The sequence below is a fragment of the Microbacterium endophyticum genome (assembly GCF_011047135.1).
GTDB classification, from domain to species: domain Bacteria; phylum Actinomycetota; class Actinomycetes; order Actinomycetales; family Microbacteriaceae; genus Microbacterium; species Microbacterium endophyticum.
The window spans coordinates 2677275-2694263 of the sequence record NZ_CP049255.1 but is presented as its reverse complement, the minus strand read 5'-3'; the positions used below and the strand labels follow the sequence as shown (position 1 = coordinate 2694263).

The window sequence follows — 16989 nt, the reverse complement described above, 5'->3', positions numbered from 1 at the left end:
TAGTACCAGCTAATCAGACCGCGACGGCTACAGCTGGGTTCTCTTCAGCTTCTTGGAGTTCTTTCCGGCCGACGAACGTCTTCAATGCGACGACGATCAGAGCAGTGACGACGGTACCAACGGCAATCGAAAGAGCGAATGCCCAGAACGGGTTGATCGCAAAGAACACGAAAATACCACCGTGGGGGGCAAGCGATGAGACGCCCAGGAGCATGCTCATTCCACCGGTGATCGCGCCACCGACCATTGATGCCGGGATCACGCGCAGCGGGTCGGCAGCGGCGAACGGAATTGCACCTTCGCTGATGAACGACGCGCCGAGCAGCCACGCAGCCTTACCGTTTTCACGCTCGACCGGGGTAAATACCTTGCGGGAGAGCACTGTGGATGCGAGCGCCATAGCGAGCGGGGGAACCATACCTGAGGCCATAACCGCGGCCATGATGAGGAAGGGTACGGCGTGAATGTCGGCGGTCGATGCACTCGCGAGCCCTGCCGTTGCAAACGCGTAGGCGACCTTGTTGACCGGACCGCCGAGGTCGAAGCACATCATCAGACCGAGGATGATTCCAACGACCACGATCGCATCTGTCGCTGCGAGGTTCGTCAGACCCTCATTCAGCAATTCCATAAGAGATGCGATGGGTCGACCGAGGAAGAGAATCATCAGCCCAGAAGCGATGAGCGAGCCGATCAGCGGGATAATGACAACCGGCATCAGACCGCGCAGCCATGCGGGCGGGTTGAGACGACCGAGCCACCACGCGATGAAGCCGGCAAGCAGACCACCGATGATGCCACCGATGAAGCCAGCGTTCATGAGGACGGCTACCGCTCCCGCGACAAAACCCGGCGCAATACCGGGGCGGTCAGCGATGGCGAACGCGATGTACCCGGCAAGAGCCGAGACCAAAAAGCCCATCGAGGTTGCGCCGATCATGAAGAACACTGAGCCGAGATACTGGCCGAGCGGGCCGAGGTTCGACGTGATGTCTGTCGTGGGCAGATCCCACAGGGAGTTCTGTGTGATGACCGTCGCCGCGTTGTCGGTGACCTGATATCCGCCGAGTAAGAAGCCCAGAGCGATCAACAAACCGCCACCGGCAACGAACGGAATCATGTAGCTCACACCCGTGAGCAAAATCCGCTGGATGCGGGCACCCCACGATGTGGGTTGGGCCGGAGCATCAGCGGTTGACGACCCTGCGGAACCGCTCACGCGCGAACCCTGCGGGTTTTTTGCCGCCGCTATTGCATCAGCAATCATTTGGTCTGGGTGCTCGATGCCGCGCTTGACACCTGCGCGAGCGACGGGCTTGCCCGCAAAACGCTGCGGTTCGCGAACGTCAACGTCCACAGCAAAAATGACAGCATCCGCATTGGCGATCACCGAAGGATCAATCGCCTGGTAACCGCTAGAACCCTGAGGCTCAACGACCAAATCGATTCCGGCCTTCTTTCCCGCCGCGGTGAGAGCATCAGCGGCCATGAAGGTGTGGGCGATTCCCGTCGCACATGCCGTCACGGCGACGATGCGCGCGGGGCGTCCGTTGATAGAGAGCTCATCGGACGCAGACGGAGTTGTTGACGATGCCGCACCGGCGGCCGCGGGTGCGGCTGCCGAGGCAGCGTTGCCTTCTCCGATAGCGTTCTGCACGATTGCAACCACTTCGTCTGCGCTCTTCGCTGCACGAAGGCCCGAGGTGAAGTCATCTTGCATGAGACTGCGTGCGAGCTTCGAAAGCACCGCCAAGTGCGCCTCAGCGGCGTCAGCGGGTGCAGCGATGAGGAACACGAGATCGGCAGGTCCGTCGTCGGCGCCGAAATCCACGCCCGGCGTCAGACGGGCAAATGCCAGCGACGGCTCGGTCACCGCAGCACTCTTCGCGTGGGGAATAGCGATTCCGCCCGGAAGGCCGGTCTCATCTTTCTGTTCGCGGGCCCATGCGTCAGCGAACAGCGCTTCGGCATCTGTCGCGCGCCCCTGCGCGACAACGCGCTCGGCGAGAGCGCGAATGACGGCTGCCTTGTCTGCTCCGAGACTCGTGTCGAGAGACACGAGTTCAGAGGTGATTGTGTGGGACACGATGTCCTCCATATTTCAGTGGTGTGAGGGTTAGTTAGGTAAGAGGGTTGCTTCGCCGTCGCACGACGATCTCGCCGGGTGGAAAGTCCGATGACGTCGGAGGCTGTGTGCCGGGCAAAGTCGCCGCAGCGGCGCCATATCTGATCGCGCTGGCCAAACACTCGCTCGGGGCTGCACCACGAACGTCGGCGAGCAAAAAGCCGGCCAGTGAGCTATCGCCCGCGCCGACAGTGCTCGCCACGTGAATGCGGGGCGCAGGAGCCAAGAGTGCACCAGAACCATCGACGAAAACCGCGCCGTCACCGCCGAGGGTGATGAGGGCGGCGCCGACGCGATCTGGCACCAGGGACGCAGCAATCGGAAGCACCGCGTTTAAGAGATCCTCGGTGGGAGCATCGACACCAGCCAAGTCCGCGAGCTCATGTTCATTGGGCTTGATGAGATCGGGATGCCCCGAAGCGACGACTGCGCGCAGTGGTGCGCCCGAGGTATCCACCGCAATCCGAGGAGCGGCGTCTCCCCATCGGGCACGAACGGCGACAATCACGTCAACGTAGAAATCTACATTCATCCCCTGAGGCAAAGAGCCCGCCAGGACGAGCCAGTCAGCGTCTTCGCACGCAGCGACGATGATCGCGAGCAAGGCGTCGGTCTCACCGCTTCGCAGTGCAGCACCTGGTAGGTTGAGCTTTGTTGTGACGCCAGCCGGATCTGTAATCGTCAGGTTCGATCGAGCGTGACCATGCACCGGCACCGCATGAAATGGAAGGCCGGTTTCACCGAGAAGCGCAGCAAATGGGTCGTTCTGGGCCAGCGGCAACACAGCGAGCGTTTCTTCTCCCGCGGCTTGAATCACGCGCCCGACGTTGATGCCTTTGCCGCCGGCATCCTCGCGAGTAGAAGCGGCAGCCTGGACGATTCCGACCTCGAGCGGCGCGTCAAGGACCATGGCCCGGTCAAGCGATGGGTTTGCCGTCACCGTAACGATCATGCGATCCACGCCTCAACGCCAGCAGTCGCTAGTGCTTCAGAAAGTTCGGTATACACAGGAGCATCACTCACAATTACGTCGATTTCGGAAAGGGCTGCGAACCCCACGAGCAGCTCTTGCCCGAATTTGCTCGAGTCCGCAACGACGACAACACGCCGCGCCGCGCGTACGATCGCTTCTTTTACCGCAGCCTCTTCAGCATCGGGCGTACTCAGCCCGAACTCAGCGGAAATTCCGTTCGCGCCAATAAATGCGATGTCGGGCCGAATCGCAGCGATCGACCGGACCGTCGATGCACCGACTGCTGCTGCGGTGACACCGCGAATTCGTCCGCCAATGATGAAGAGCGAAATACTCGGAACGCCAGCGACGATCGGTGCGAGCGTCAGCGAATGCGTGACTACCTCGGCACTGCCACCAAAAGCGGCGAGACGGTCAGGCAGCATCGCAGCGATCGCCGCGGTCGTGGTTCCCGCGTCGAGATAGATCGATCCGCTGAATCCCGGCGGGATGGCGTCAAGAGCCCTAAGCGCGATCGCTCGCTTAGCATCGGCGCGTTGCGCAGTCCGTTCGATCACGGGCACTTCGCGTGTGCTCCCACGCTCTTTCGGCACCGCCCCGCCATGCACACGACGAAGCCGCCCCTCGCTCTCCATCGCGTCCAGATCGCGGCGCACAGTTTCGGTGGTTACGTCGAACCTCACAGCAAGATCGACGACGGCGACCCGACCTTCTTCGCGCAACACACTCTCGATGTGTTCTCTGCGCTCCATTGCGTACATGCAACCTCCGTGTTGCATGAAAGATTACAACGCACTTCCACATAAAACAACATTTATTCCTGTTGCTTTATGAGGTTTTTATCACAGAGAACGCGCTAGCTCGATACAGAACGACCTAGGGAAGACAAAACCTCATCGAGACGATCGAAGTTGGCATCCATCTCATCGTCGAGGCCGCTTTCCACCATCTGATCGCAGGCCTCCACTGTCGGGAATGTCGATGTCACGTCGAGCACCGACGAGGAGTGCGACTCTGCAGTAAACCGAAGCGCTTCCACGGTGAACCCCGTCTCGCCGTGGTACTGCCAGGTATGAACGATGAGACCGGGAACGACCACATGATAAGAACCGAAAAATACCGCAGCGGGCGTTCCCTCCATACCCACTCCGTAGCGAAATGCACCGCCGGTCACGGGGTTGAACTGCTCGAAGCTCACCATGCTTCCACGAGGACCCATCCATTGTCGAAAGAGCTCCGGATCAACGTGTGCGCGCTGCACGAGTTCGGCCGGTGCGGCGAATACACGGCGATGCGACAGCGACTGGTTCCCAGTGCGCACATGAGACGTGTGGTTGCTTCTCGGATCTTCAGATCGCACCGCGGGTGCCTCCTGTGAAAGCTCCATCCAAATCATGAATAAATCACGACCTCGGAAATGCAAAAAACCCCCGCTATGCGGGGGTTTTTAAAGCTGGGGTACCTGGACTCGAACCAAGAACAAAGGTACCAGAAACCTCCGTGTTGCCAATTACACCATACCCCATCGGTATCAGACCGAAGTCGTACCGAGGATCAACCTTACTCGACGCCGGGGGTGAAGCCAAACCGAGCAGCTCGGGCGAGCCGCAGTCAGCCCCGATGTGAAACGAGAGCGCCGAGCCGAGAAATCGTCTCTGCCTTACCCAAAAGCTCCATCGATTCGAACAGTGGGGGCGAAACGCGACGCCCGCTGACCGCAACCCGCAACGGGCCGTACGCGATCCGCGGTTTCAAACCCAAGCCCTCAACGAGAGCGCCCGCGAGGGCCTCTTGGATCACAGCTGTCGTGAATTCAGTGTCGGGCACAAGCTCGAGTGCACCGACACCGGCGACGAGTACCTCACCAGCGTTGTCCGGCAGCGTCGCGAGCGCCGCCTCTTCGTAGACGACCTCTTCTGTGAACAAGAAGCCCAATAGCCCGGGCACGTCGCCGAGGAGCTGAACGCGCTCCTGCACGAGAGGCGCGGAAGCCACGATTAGCTGCATCTGATCGTCCGTCGGCGGATCACTCACGATGCCAGCCGACAGCAAATACGGCATGATCCGCTCGACAAATACAGCGGGCTCCAGCATCCGGATGTGGTCGCCGTTGATGGACTCTGCTTTCTTCTGATCGAAGCGAGCAGGGTTGGGGTTGACGTTCTCGACGTCAAATGCCGCAGTCAGCTCAGCGAGTGAGAAGATGTCGCGATCCGGTCCGATCGACCAACCGAGCAAGGCGAGGTAGTTCAGCAGCCCCTCGTGGATGAAGCCCTTCTCACGCTGCAAGAAGAGATCCGCGCGTGGATCGCGCTTTGAGAGCTTCTTATTGCCGTCTCCAAGAACCAGCGGCAAGTGTCCGAATCGCGGAATGAAGTCGGTAACTCCAGCTTCGATAAGTGCGTCGTAGAGCGCGAGCTGACGAGCCGTGGATGGCATGAGGTCCTCACCACGAAGCACGTGAGTGATCCCCATGACCGCATCATCGACCGGGTTCACGAAGGTATAGAGCGGCACTCCCCCGGCACGGACGATCACGAAGTCAGGGAAAGACCCGGCAGGGAACGTGACTTCGCCACGCACGAGGTCAACATAGGTCAGGTCGTGATCGGGTACGCGCAAGCGCCAAGCCGGTTCACGACCCTCGGCCCGGAACGCGGCCTTCTGCTCGTCTGTGAGCTCGCGATCGTAGTTGTCGTAGCCAAGCTGCTTCGCTCGACCGTTGGCCTCGTTGCGTGCGTCGATCTCAGCTGCAGTGGAGTAGCTCTCGTAAACCACACCGGCCGAGATCAGCTTGTCGAGCACTTCACGGTAGATGTCGTGACGCAGCGACTGCCGGTACGGCGCATGGGGACCTCCGACCTCTACGCCCTCGTCCCAGTCGATCTTCAGCCAGCGAAGCGCATCCAGAAGCTGCGCATAGCTCTCTTCACTGTCACGAGCCGCATCGGTGTCTTCGATGCGAAACACGAGCTTGCCGCCGTTGTGGCGGGCGTAAGCCCAGTTGAAGAGGGCGGTTCGCACAAGGCCGACGTGCGGGAGACCCGTGGGAGAAGGACAAAAACGCACGCGCACGTCACTGCCAGTAGCAGTGGTGGTGCGGGGATCGGGTGAGCTCGACATAGGGTTCTAGCCTACTCGCGCTCGCGCTCATCACATGGTGAACATGGCGCTTACACAACTCGGCGAAGCGCCGCGAGGGTGGCGCGGACGGTCGGCACATCTTCGGCACCGTGAGCTGTCACAAGGTGAACTGTCCGTTCTTCGCCGCGTGGAAGCGCGATGGTCACAACTCCAGGCATGGCAGGAACTGAGTCGACAGCGAGTCGGGGCAGGGTTGCCACTCCGATTCCTTGTGCGACAAGGCACTCCACGGCAATGAAGTTGTCGGTCTCGAATGTGATGCGCGGCTCGAAGCCCGCACGTCCGCACAGCTCCAAAAGGTGCCCACGGCAGCGCGGACAACCCGCAATCCAATCTTCGTCAGCGAGAAGCGCCACGTCGACCTCTCCCCCGGTGTAGCTCGCGCGGGCTACCGGGTGATGAGTCGGGAGAACGGCAAGCATCTGGTCATGTCCGATGGAGCGCACCGACAACCCTCGCGCGCTCGATACATGCGGATCATCACGGTCGCCTGGATAGCTGAAAGTCAAAGCGACGTCGGCGCGGTCTTCGCGTACAGCTTCTACAGCTTCGGGCGGCTCCGCCTCGACATACGACACAGCTATTCCAGGGTGGCGTTCGGCCAGGTCCGCAAGGAGCTTCGGAAGCACAGTGGGCGAAGCAGAGGGAAAGCCCACCAGACGCACACGGCCAGATCTCAGCCCGCGCAAGTCATCGAGCTCTTCGGATGCCGCATCCAACGCATTCGTCACGGCAGGTGCATGACGAGCGAGAATTCACCCAGCCTCGGTGAGCCTCACTGTGCGGCCAACGCGCTCGACGATGCCAATTCCTAGCTTCTGCTCCAGCCTTCGCACGTGCTGGCTCAGCGCTGGCTGACTGAAACCAAGTGAGTACGCAGCACGAGTAATCGACCCTTCGTCGCTGATTGCTTTTACAACTCGTAGCGGGTAGACATCGAAGTCGTTTTCGCTCGCGTTTTGCGCTGCCATGCCCTAAAGCATAACCATCTGTCATGTTTTCGATGGCAAACCTGCTGTAGACGAATACAGCGGCTCGCAGGAGGCTCGATATATGAAAACTATTACGTCGGCACGCACGCAGTTCAGCGGCGGGCGTGGCTATCTCGCCAGTTGCACAGTTGGGTTGCCGACGCGCGCAACGCGTGCGGCGATCATCGCAGACCTCGATTCGGCAGCCGGTGGCCACCCCGACCTCGCTGACTACACGAGCGCGGTGGAGCGATCACGACGGAGCTTTGCGCGACTCGTCAAGGTTGCACCTCAACGGGTGGCAATCGGATCCCAAGCTTCCGTGATGACAGCCCTTGTCGCTTCCGCGCTTCCGGAACGAGCCGAGGTGCTCGTCGCTGACGGCGACTTCTCATCGATCGTGTTGCCTTTTGTGCACGCAGGGCGCGACTTTGAGGTCCGCTGTGTCCCGCTTCGGGATCTTGCTGCAGAGATACAGCCTCAGACTGCGCTCGTTGCGTTCTCGCTTGTTCAGTCCGCCACGGGCGAAGTCGCTGATGTCGGAGAAATTACCCGCGCGGCGCGCGCCCATGGAACTCTGACACTGTGCGACGCGACTCAAGCAGTCGGGTGGTTTCCCGTCGAGGCATCCGTCTTCGATGCGGTCATCTGCCACGCGTACAAATGGCTGTGCGCTCCGCGCGGAGTATCTTTTCTCACAGTTTCGAATGCACTACTCACCCGCGCATCGCCGCTTTTCGCTGGATGGTACGCGGGTGAAAACCCTTGGGATTCTTGCTACGGGGATGCCGTAACTCTTGCCTCCGACGCGCGGCGGTTCGATGTCTCGCCGGCATGGCAAGCGTTTGTCGGGGCCGCTCCAGCGCTGGCGCTGTTTGCCCGTACGAATCAGATGGCGCTCTACAGCCACACCACTCACCTCGCTCGCCTCTTTCGTGAAGAAATGGACCTACCGGAGCCGACTCGCGAAAGCGCGATCATCACGTGGCTCGATGACGAAGGCACCGCCGTCACCCGCTTGGCATCGAAAAAGATCGTGGCATCGGGCCGTGCGGGGCGTGCCCGCGTCGCGTTCCATATCTACAACGATGAGGAAGACGTAGACCTCGCTGTCAGTGCGCTGAAGTCTTAGCAGCAAACGGTGCCAGCGCACCCACCGCGGCAACAATCGCCAGAGCGATCAACGCGAGTCCGCCGTAACCGATGGCACCAAGAACGACGCCGGCAAGAATTGCACCGATAGCGCCGACCAGGTTCATTGCGAGGTCGCTTCGCCCTTGGCGCGTCGTTCGACGATCCTCAGAAGACATCTCTGTCAAGAGCGCAGAACCTGCAACCGTCGACGCGCTCCAGCCGAGCCCCAGCAACACGAGCCCGATCGTCACCGCCGCCGTCGAGTCCTGGCCAAGGCCCGCCGTGAGAAGTGCCGCGGCTAGCAGGACCTGACCGATAAGAATGACGGGAACGCGCCCCAGGCGGTCTGCAAGAAAACCGAACACCGGCGCGAGCGCGTACATACCAGCGATGTGGAGACTGATCGTGAGTCCTACAATCGTCAGCGTCGCGCCGTGGTGCAAGAGGTGCACCGGCGTCATCGCCATGACCGCCACCATGACTCCGTGAGCGCCAGCGACCGCGAAAATTGCGTAGCGCGCCGCCAGCGGCCTGTCTGCTCGAGCAATGCGTGCGGTGCCCGATGCGGCGTGATCTGCCGCGATCTTCTGCGCCAACAACAACGGGTCGGGTCGAAGCGCAATCAGGTAGAGCGCCACCCCCAGCACCTGGCACACGATCGTGAAGACATACGCTCCGGTGAGCGGAGGCATCCCTAGTGAGGCACCGATAGTCTCGCCCGGACCAACCAGGTTCGGTCCCAGCACGGCCCCGATAGTCGTCGCCCACACGACGAGAGAGAGGTCGCGACCTCTCGATGCGTCGGTCGCTAGATCAGATGCCGCGAAGCGAGACTGCAGGTTTGCCGCCTGCCCAGCGCCAATCAGCGCAAACCCCGCGAGGAGCGCGGGAAACGAGCGAAGCGCGGCTGCCGAGATAACCACAGCGACGCCGACGAGCGCGATCAGCATTCCCGTGGCGAGGGACATCCGTCTACCGTGCCTCTGGGCGAGGCGTGCGAGCGGTATCGCCAGGGCGGCGGCACCGAGGGTTACCGAGGCGGTCGCAAAACCCGCAACAGCCTCGTCGCCCGCGATATCTGTTGCAAGCACGGCACCGAGCGAAATCGTCGCGCCAAAAGCGACCCCGCCCAGAATCTGCCCTGCAGAAAGAACGCCGATCGTGCGGCGACGCACGGCACCGAGCTGCACCTCAGTGAGGATGCCCGGCACAGCGGTCTCAGGCATCCCGGACGGTGTTACCGAGCAGACCGAGACCGGTAATTTCCACTTCTACCCTGTCGCCCGCGACGAACTCGCCAACCCCCGCGGGCGTTCCGGTGAGAATGACGTCTCCCGGCAGCAGGGTGAAGGCGGCTGACGCGTACGCGATAATCTCAGGAACCGAGTGGATCATGTCGGAGATTGCTCCGTCTTGCCGCACTTCGCCGTTGACGCGCGTGATAACGCGCGCGTCACCCGCCGGGTCGAACTCGGTTTCGATGGCGGGGCCGAGGGGGCAGAACGTGTCGAAACCCTTGGCTCGCGCCCACTGACCGTCACTCTTCTGCAGGTCGCGAGCTGTCACGTCGTTACCGATCGTGTAGCCGAAGACGAAATCGAGCGCGTTCTCTACCGAGACGTTCTTGGCGATACGACCAATCACGACGGCAAGTTCACCCTCATGATCAGTGCGGTGCGACTGAGCCGGCCGAACGATCGCGTCACCGGGACCAATGACCGAAGTGTTCGGCTTCAGAAACAGCAGTGGCTCTGCGGGAGCATCGCCACCCATCTCGACGGCATGGTCGCGATAGTTCTTGCCGACGCACACGATCTTCGAACGCGGGATGACGGGCGCCAGCAGTGCCACGTCGCCGAGCGGAACGCGGGCTCCGGTCGGCTGGAATCCAGCGAACATCGGGTCGCCCGCGAGCACGACAAGTTCACCGCCGTCGACGATTCCGTAGGTGATGGCGTCTTCGTAGCTAAAGCGTGCGATTCTCACCGTTCCAGCCTACCGATGATGACCCACCGAATCGGCTAGGCATCGAGACGGTAGAGCCAGCCGTGCTTGTCTTCACGACGACCGTACTGAATGTCGGTGAGTTCTTCGCGTAGCTCGAGCGCGAGTGTTCCGGTCGGCTGCTGATCGAAGAAATCGCGACCCTTCAACACGCCAATGGGTGTCACGACAGCGGCGGTGCCACACGCAAACACTTCGACAATGTCACCTGAAGCGACTCCGGCACGCCACTCATCGAGCGAAACGTTGCGACCCTCGATCTTGTGACCGCGGTCAACCGCAAGCTGCAGGATCGAATCCCGAGTGATCCCCTCGAGAATCGAATCCGACTGTGGGGTGACGAGCGTTCCGTCTTTGTAGACGAAGACGATGTTCATGCCACCCAGTTCTTCCACGTTGCGATCCTGATCGAGGAAGACGACCTGGTCGCATTCGTTCTCGTACGCCTCGGACTGCGGGAGCAGGCTCGAAGCGTAGTTTCCGCCGGTCTTGGCAGCGCCAGTGCCACCCTTTCCAGCACGCGAGTAGTCCTCACTCAACCAGATCGACACCGGTTGAACGCCGCCCTTGAAATACGCTCCCGCGGGGCTCGCGATCACGTAGTAGTTAACCTTGTTGGCAGGCCGAACACCCAGGAATGCTTCTTTCGCGAACATGAAGGGCCGCAGGTAGAGACTCTGGTCTGCGCCGCTCGGAACCCAATCCGCATCCACGGCGAGTAACTCACGAAGCGACTGCAAGAAGTACGAGACCGGAAGCTCGGGAAGAGCCAACCGACGTGCTGACCGCTGAAGACGCCGCGCGTTCTGGTCGGGGCGGAACGTGTGGATCGAGCCGTCCGCATGCCGGTATGCCTTGATACCCTCGAAGACCTCCTGCGCGTAGTGCAACACTGCAGCGGCCGGGTCGAGGCTGAGCGGCCCGTAAGGCTGCACGCGCGGACGATGCCAACCTCCACCTACCGACCAGCAGACATCGACCATGTGATCGGTGAAGTGCGTGCCGAACCCCGGGTTCGCCAGAATTTCTTCGCGCGCCGCGGGAGACTTCGCGGCGAGATTTTTTCTCACCAAGAACTGGAGCGGGTTGAGTCCGGTGTCAGGGTCAGTATCGATCGTGGTCATTTTCTTCTCGCTGTCTCTGCGCCCCGCGGGCGGGATAGGGCGGCGTGTGCTGCGTGCGAGTACAGATTACGCCTGGACTCGCGCGGCTATCGCGTCGCCAATTTGTGAAGTGGTGCGGTGTGCGCCGTCACGGTGCGCGATATCTTCCTCAGCCGCGCGGGTGACGCGAGCGGCTTCCGCTGTGAGCCCAAGATGATCGAGCAGCAAAGCTGTTGAGAGAATCGCGGCCGTGGGGTCGGCTTTCTGCTGTCCCGCGATGTCGGGTGCAGATCCGTGAACTGGCTCGAACATCGAGGGGAATACGCGATCGGGATTGATATTTCCCGAAGCTGCGAGGCCGATGCCACCGGTTACGGCGCCTGCCAGGTCTGTCAAAATATCGCCGAAAAGGTTGTCGGTGACAATCACATCGAAGCGCGCCGGGTTCGTGACCAGGAAGATCGTTGCCGCGTCGACGTGGAGATAGTCTACGGCCACCGCTGGATACTCTGCTGCAACCTCGTCAACCAGACGTTTCCAGATGGCACCGGCGTGCACCAAAACGTTCGTCTTATGCACGAGGGTGAGCTTTCGGCGTCGGCGGTCAGCGAGAGCAAACGCGGCGCGAACGACTCGCTCCACTCCGAAGGCGGTATTCACCGACGTTTCGTTTGCCACCTCCTGAGGCGTGCCACGACGGATTGCTCCGCCGTTACCGACATAGGGGCCCTCGGTTCCCTCACGCACGACAACAAAGTCGACATCTCCGGGCGCCGCAAGCGGGCCTGGCGCACCGGGATAGAGCTTCGAGGGGCGCAGGTTCACGTAGTGGTCGAGCTCGAACCTCAGCTTGAGCAGCAGTCCGCGCTCGATGTTGGCGTCCTTAAGCCGGGCATCGCCGGGTACTCCCCCTACGGCACCGAGCATGATGGCGTCGTGCGACTTGATGGACTCGAGGTCGGCATCCGTCAGAGTGTCGCCGGTTTCGAGAAAGCGGCCCGCTCCAAGAGAGAAATGAGTCTTCTCAAAATGGATGCCACTGCCAGCAGTGACGGCATCCAGCACCTTTTCGGCTTCGGAAATCACTTCAGGACCGATACCGTCTCCGGGGATGACGGCGAGCTTCACAACGCGCGACATAGCTTTCTCCTCGCGGGGAATGCCACGTGGGCGGCGACGGTCGTCAGCGCGCCCGAACGCGGCGGGACCTTCCCAGGGTAGTGGCAGCGATGATCGCGGCTGCGACAACAAGGCCGGCACCAATCAGCGACGTGACGCTCACGCCGGCATCAAACGCTTGTGCGGCAGCGAGCCGGAGTTGAGCGCCAAGGTCTCCCCCGATGCTCTCCGCGGCTGACATAGCTCCTGCAAGCGTCTCGCGAGCAGCCGCGCTGTCGACCGCCGAAATGCCCTCGGGAACCGAGAGGTTCGTGCGGTAAAGCGCCGTCAAGATGCCTCCCAAAACCGCGGTTCCGAGCACAGCACCGAGCTCATACGACATTTCAGATACGGCCGCGGCTGCACCCGCCTTGTTCGGTGGCGCGTTGGAAATGACCAGATCGTTCGACACTGTTTGAGCCGCACCGATCCCAAGGCCCAGAACGGCGAACGCGATGACGAGCACGCTGACGTTCGCAGCATCCGTTGACGATGCCGCGATGATCAGATACCCGACAACAGTGAAAACCAAGGCGCTCGGAACCACGATGCTGGGTGCGAAACGCTTAGCGATCGGCACGATCGCGAGGCCCGCAACGATGGTGGCAACGAGTCCAGGAACGAGGGCGAATCCTGCTTCGATGGGGCTCAACTGCACGACAAGTTGAAGATGCTGTGCCACGAAGTAGAGGAATCCCACGAGAGCCATGACCGTCAACGTGTTGACGAGGAGAGCGCCGCTGAACGAGGAGCGGCGGAATAACCTCATGTCGAGCATCGGGACGGGTAACGCGAGCTGGCGCTTGACGAAGACCCAACCAATAAGCCCACCGAGAGCGAGAAGCCCCACGCTCAAGAGAGCCGGTCCGTGGATCGCGATCTCTTTGATCGCGTAGACGATCGGAACCATTGTGGCCAGCGACAGCACGATGCTCAACGCATCGATGCGGCCGGGGTACGGGTCACGGCTCTCGGGGAGCAAGAGCGGTGCGAAGACAAGCAGCGGCACGAGCACGGGGACGGCAAGAAGAAAGACCGAGCCCCAGGCAAAATGCTCCAGCAATACTCCACCGACGATCGGTCCGGCTGCGGCGCCTGCCGAGAACATCGCGGCCCAAATCGCGATCGCGATGCGGCGCTGATCCCGGTCGGTAAAGATGCTCCGCAGCAACGACATCGTCGAAGGCATCAGCATCGCACCGAAGACTCCGAGAAGAGCGCGAGCGGCGATGAGCAGCTCGGCAGTGGGTGCGAACGCTGCGAGTGCCGAGACAGCGGCGAATCCGATGGCACCGATGAGAAGCATCCGTCGCCGTCCGAAACGGTCTCCGAGCGTGCCCATTGTCACGAGGAGACCCGCGAGAACCAGCGGGTAGGCGTCGATAATCCATAGCTGCTGCACGCTGGTGGGCGCAAGGTCTGAAGCAATGGCGGGGAGCGCGAAGCTCAGCACCGTGTTGTCTACCGAAACCAAGAGCACCGGAAGCATCAACACCGCGAGCGCTGCCCAGCCGCGGGCGCCCACTTTTTGACCGCCAGCGTTCGCGATTTCGATTTCTTGAGTAAAAGTCGTCATTATTTCTATACCGTCCAGCTGGTATAGTAACACGATGAGCCCGCCCGAGATAGGTACGATTTAGCCGATGACCAGACCACCGCGTGCCCGCGAAACAGTTCTCGATGCGTTCGAGCAGGTGGTGCGCAGCGACGGTGAACGGGCCGCGACGATGGAGACAGTGGCGCGATTGGCCGGCGTCTCAAAGGGCGGACTGCTGTACCACTTCGCGTCGAAAGATGCTCTCGAAAACGGTGTCATCGAACGCATGGAAGAGCGTGCAGTTCTCGACGTCGAGAAGATTGTCGCGGCATCCTCCGGTCCGGTGGCGGCCTTAATGCGCAGCTCGATCATGACCGACTCGCCACTTGATCGTTCGATCATCGCCGTGTCGCGTCTCGCGCAGAATGGGCATCCTCTGGCCACCGATGCGTTACGTCGCGTGCGCGACATGTGGGAAGGCGCAATCAGGCCGCATGTTCGCGATGAATCAGCGCTCCAACTCGTCATGCTCGTGAGTGACGGCCTCTACTTCAACAACGCGTTGACCGTCGGCGCACTACCCGGACCCAAGTTCGATGAGCCTGAACTCGCCGCCCTCATCGCCCTGGTCGAGCACTCAACGCGGGCGTAACCCGTTCACTTCTTCGCGACTTGCCTGTTTTTGTGGGAGTCGCGCTGGATGACAGAAATGTAGGTCCAGCCGGACGCCCCGAGTCGACGCCGGCGAGCCAGGTCGCGTCGAAACTGCTCTGGTTCCCGGTGGCAGTCACCCTCGTACTCGATCGCGATAGTCAGTTGCCGATAGGCGAGGTCGACCCGCGCAACGAAAGTTCCGAAGCTGACGAAGACGTCGATATTGCACTCGGCCCTTGCAAGAACCGCAGTTCAGATTCTTTCGGCGATTCCGAATGCTTGTCCAGGAGCTCGAGCACTCGCTGACGTCACAGAAGGTTCGTGGCGGGTCGTCACCGCAGAGGCGACCTGGCTTGTTATGTGTAGAACATGCGATATCCACAACGTGACTTGCCCGTTTTTGCCGGCTCGCGCGCGAAACACCTGCAAAAACGGGCAGGTCAGGAGTGGTTACGGCTGTTTACGACTCGGTGATCTCAATCTGACGGATGAGTGCACCATCGATTGCGGCGCGCACATCGGCGAGAACCTCGTCGGGCACGGGCGAATCGACGGTCAGAATCGACAGCGCCTGACCGCCAGCGGCCTGACGAGCAATCTGCATGCCGGCAATATTGACGCCGGCGTCGCCGAACTTTTGTCCGTAGACCGCGACGATTCCCGGTCGGTCCGTGTACATCATGACGACGTGGTTCTTCTCGATGGGCAATTCGAGCGCGTGACCGTTGATGCCGACGAGCTTTTCAATCTGCTTCGTGCCCGTGAGCGTGCCAGATACCGACACCTGCGATCCGTCCGACAGTGCGCCAGCGACCGTGATCACGTTGCGGTACTCCTCGGACTGGTCGTCGACGATGAGCCGCACCTCGACGCCGCGCTGCTCCGCGAGCAACGGCGCGTTGACATACGACACGCTTTCACTTACGACGTTGGTGAATACGCCCTTGAGCGCCGCAAGCTTGAGCACACTGACGTCATATTCGCTCAGGTCACCATGAACTTCAACGTCCAGGCTCGTGACTGGCGAAAGCGCGAGGGCCGAGAAGATCTGGCCGAGCTTTTCGACCAGCGGGATGCCGGGTCGCACATACGGATCGATGACTCCACCAGCCACGTTCACGGCATCGGGTACAAGTTCACCGCCGAGCGCGAGCCGCACGGACTTCGCAACGGAGACGCCTGCCTTCTCCTGTGCTTCCTCCGTGGAGGCGCCCAGGTGCGGAGTTACCACGACGTTGGGGAGATCGAGGAGTTTTGCGGCTGACGAGTCTGCCTTGGGCGGCTCGCTCGTGAAGACGTCGAGGCCGGCGCCGGCGATCTCGCCCGTTGTCAAAGCCGTGTAAAGGGCTTCTTCATCGATAAGACCGCCGCGCGCAACGTTCACCACATATGCTGTCGACTTCATCCGGGCGAGCTGATCGGTGCTGATCATTCCCGTGGTTTCGGGCGTCTTCGGCATGTGGATCGTTACGAAATCGCTTTCCTCGAGAAGTTCCTCGAGGCTCAAGAGCTGCACGCCGAGCTGCTGCGCACGCGCGCTCGTGACGTACGGGTCGTAGGCTACGACACGCATGTCGAAAGCCTGAACACGGGCAGCGATGAGAGCACCGATGCGACCGAGGCCGATGATGCCGATCGTTTTCTCGAAGAGTTCCGTGCCGGTGTACGAGCTGCGCTTCCACAGACCCTCTGAAAGCGAAGCGTGTGCCGCGGGGATACGACGAGCAAGACTCAGAACGTGCCCCACCGTGAGTTCAGCGGCGGAAATGATGTTCGACGTCGGCGCGTTGACGACCATGACGCCAGCGGTCGTTGCCGACTTGATGTCGACGTTGTCGAGACCGACACCAGCGCGGGCGATGACCTTCAACGACGGGGCCGCGGCGATCGCTTCAGCATCCATCTTCGTCGCAGAGCGGATCAGAACAGCGTTCGCGTCGGCCAGCGCCGGCAGGAGAGCTGTGCGATCGGCTCCGTCGACATGACGAACCTCGAAGTCGGGACCGAGCGCGTCGATCGTGGCGGGTGATAGTTCTTCGGCGATAAGCACAACGGGCTTCGTCACGTGGTGGATCCTTTTGCAGCGCGGGTGACGTGCAGAGCACGGGGGACGATCGGATGCCTCGCAGCGCACGTCCGCGGGCGGGACCGGTACTACCCTATCGCTCGCTCACGCAACGAAATGC

The 16989-nt window shown here is 61.3% G+C and carries 13 protein-coding genes, 1 tRNA gene and 1 pseudogene; 2 read left to right on the top strand and 13 right to left on the bottom strand.

All coding sequences use genetic code 11. The features are described from left to right. Nucleotides 1-13: 13 nt before the first annotated feature. The 7 genes and pseudogenes from G6N83_RS12620 to G6N83_RS12590 all read right to left on the bottom strand — a co-directional run bounded on the left by G6N83_RS12620 (nt 14) and on the right by G6N83_RS12590 (nt 7213). Entirely contained in the window at nt 14-2086 is a 2073-nt protein-coding gene (locus tag G6N83_RS12620) for a PTS fructose transporter subunit IIABC (protein WP_165142569.1), read from the bottom strand. 34 nt (nt 2087-2120) lie between these two features. Beyond that, nucleotides 2121-3077, bottom strand: coding sequence for a 1-phosphofructokinase family hexose kinase (locus tag G6N83_RS12615; RefSeq protein ID WP_165142567.1), 957 nt, complete (start codon nt 3075-3077; stop codon nt 2121-2123). Further along, nucleotides 3074-3859, bottom strand: a complete 786-nt coding sequence (locus tag G6N83_RS12610) for a DeoR/GlpR family DNA-binding transcription regulator (RefSeq protein WP_183408393.1) — start codon at nt 3857-3859, stop codon at nt 3074-3076. Before G6N83_RS12610 ends, G6N83_RS12615 begins: the two co-directional genes overlap by 4 nt. A gap of 95 nt (nt 3860-3954) precedes the next feature. After that, nucleotides 3955-4458, bottom strand: coding sequence for an SRPBCC domain-containing protein (locus G6N83_RS12605; protein WP_166769993.1), 504 nt, complete (start codon nt 4456-4458; stop codon nt 3955-3957). 93 nt (nt 4459-4551) lie between these two features. Continuing rightward, nucleotides 4552-4623, bottom strand: a tRNA-Gln gene (locus tag G6N83_RS12600). Nucleotides 4624-4709: 86 nt separating this feature from the next. Continuing rightward, complete coding sequence (gene gltX, locus G6N83_RS12595; RefSeq protein WP_165142561.1) at nt 4710-6221, bottom strand: glutamate--tRNA ligase; 1512 nt, start codon at nt 6219-6221, stop codon at nt 4710-4712. A 50-nt stretch (nt 6222-6271) separates the two neighbouring features. After that, nucleotides 6272-7213, bottom strand: a pseudogene (locus G6N83_RS12590) (LysR family transcriptional regulator). Nucleotides 7214-7295: 82 nt separating this feature from the next. On the opposite strand from G6N83_RS12590, the gene G6N83_RS12585 reads away from it, so the two are divergent. Then, nucleotides 7296-8345, top strand: coding sequence for an aminotransferase class V-fold PLP-dependent enzyme (locus G6N83_RS12585; protein WP_165142559.1), 1050 nt, complete (start codon nt 7296-7298; stop codon nt 8343-8345). Here the strand turns inward: G6N83_RS12585 and G6N83_RS12580 are convergent. From G6N83_RS12580 to G6N83_RS12560, 5 genes are all read right to left on the bottom strand, one after another. Next, nucleotides 8326-9573, bottom strand: coding sequence for an MFS transporter (locus tag G6N83_RS12580; RefSeq protein WP_165142557.1), 1248 nt, complete (start codon nt 9571-9573; stop codon nt 8326-8328). The two genes, G6N83_RS12585 and G6N83_RS12580, sit on opposite strands and share 20 nt — an antisense overlap. Then, on the bottom strand, nt 9566-10333 hold the full coding sequence (locus tag G6N83_RS12575) for a fumarylacetoacetate hydrolase family protein (protein WP_165142555.1): 768 nt from the start codon (nt 10331-10333) through the stop codon (nt 9566-9568). Before G6N83_RS12575 ends, G6N83_RS12580 begins: the two co-directional genes overlap by 8 nt. Nucleotides 10334-10368: 35 nt before the next feature. After that, entirely contained in the window at nt 10369-11475 is a 1107-nt protein-coding gene (locus G6N83_RS12570; RefSeq protein WP_165142553.1) for a branched-chain amino acid aminotransferase, read from the bottom strand. Between the two features lie 66 nt (nt 11476-11541). After that, on the bottom strand, nt 11542-12594 hold the full coding sequence (locus tag G6N83_RS12565) for a 3-isopropylmalate dehydrogenase (RefSeq protein ID WP_165142551.1): 1053 nt from the start codon (nt 12592-12594) through the stop codon (nt 11542-11544). 43 nt (nt 12595-12637) lie between these two features. Then, nucleotides 12638-14188 (bottom strand): MFS transporter, encoded by a 1551-nt coding sequence (locus G6N83_RS12560; RefSeq protein WP_165142549.1) that lies wholly within the window; start codon nt 14186-14188, stop codon nt 12638-12640. A 67-nt stretch (nt 14189-14255) separates the two neighbouring features. Here G6N83_RS12560 and G6N83_RS12555 point away from each other — a divergent pair, with 67 nt between their 5' ends. Beyond that, the gene (locus G6N83_RS12555) at nt 14256-14801 is read left to right on the top strand and encodes a TetR/AcrR family transcriptional regulator (protein WP_165142547.1); all 546 of its coding nucleotides are present in this window, start codon (nt 14256-14258) and stop codon (nt 14799-14801) included. Nucleotides 14802-15263: 462 nt separating this feature from the next. Here G6N83_RS12555 and serA read toward each other — a convergent pair whose 3' ends face one another. Continuing rightward, nucleotides 15264-16868: a phosphoglycerate dehydrogenase gene (serA, locus tag G6N83_RS12550; RefSeq protein WP_165142545.1), complete on the bottom strand. Its 1605-nt coding sequence runs from the start codon at nt 16866-16868 to the stop codon at nt 15264-15266. Nucleotides 16869-16989: the final 121 nt, after the last annotated feature.

Bases quoted from the DNA above. Each gene is read 5' to 3' on its own strand.
- G6N83_RS12615 (WP_165142567.1), bottom strand. From the start codon at position 3,077: ATGATCGTTACGGTGACGGCAAACCCATCGCTTGACCGGGCCATGGTC.
- G6N83_RS12555 (WP_165142547.1), top strand. From the start codon at position 14,256: ATGACCAGACCACCGCGTGCCCGCGAAACAGTTCTCGATGCGTTCGAG.
- G6N83_RS12580 (WP_165142557.1), bottom strand. From the start codon at position 9,573: ATGCCTGAGACCGCTGTGCCGGGCATCCTCACTGAGGTGCAGCTCGGT.
- gltX (WP_165142561.1), bottom strand. From the start codon at position 6,221: ATGTCGAGCTCACCCGATCCCCGCACCACCACTGCTACTGGCAGTGAC.
- G6N83_RS12585 (WP_165142559.1), top strand. From the start codon at position 7,296: ATGAAAACTATTACGTCGGCACGCACGCAGTTCAGCGGCGGGCGTGGC.
- G6N83_RS12570 (WP_165142553.1), bottom strand. From the start codon at position 11,475: ATGACCACGATCGATACTGACCCTGACACCGGACTCAACCCGCTCCAG.
- G6N83_RS12560 (WP_165142549.1), bottom strand. From the start codon at position 14,188: ATGACGACTTTTACTCAAGAAATCGAAATCGCGAACGCTGGCGGTCAA.
- G6N83_RS12610 (WP_183408393.1), bottom strand. From the start codon at position 3,859: ATGTACGCAATGGAGCGCAGAGAACACATCGAGAGTGTGTTGCGCGAA.
- G6N83_RS12565 (WP_165142551.1), bottom strand. From the start codon at position 12,594: ATGTCGCGCGTTGTGAAGCTCGCCGTCATCCCCGGAGACGGTATCGGT.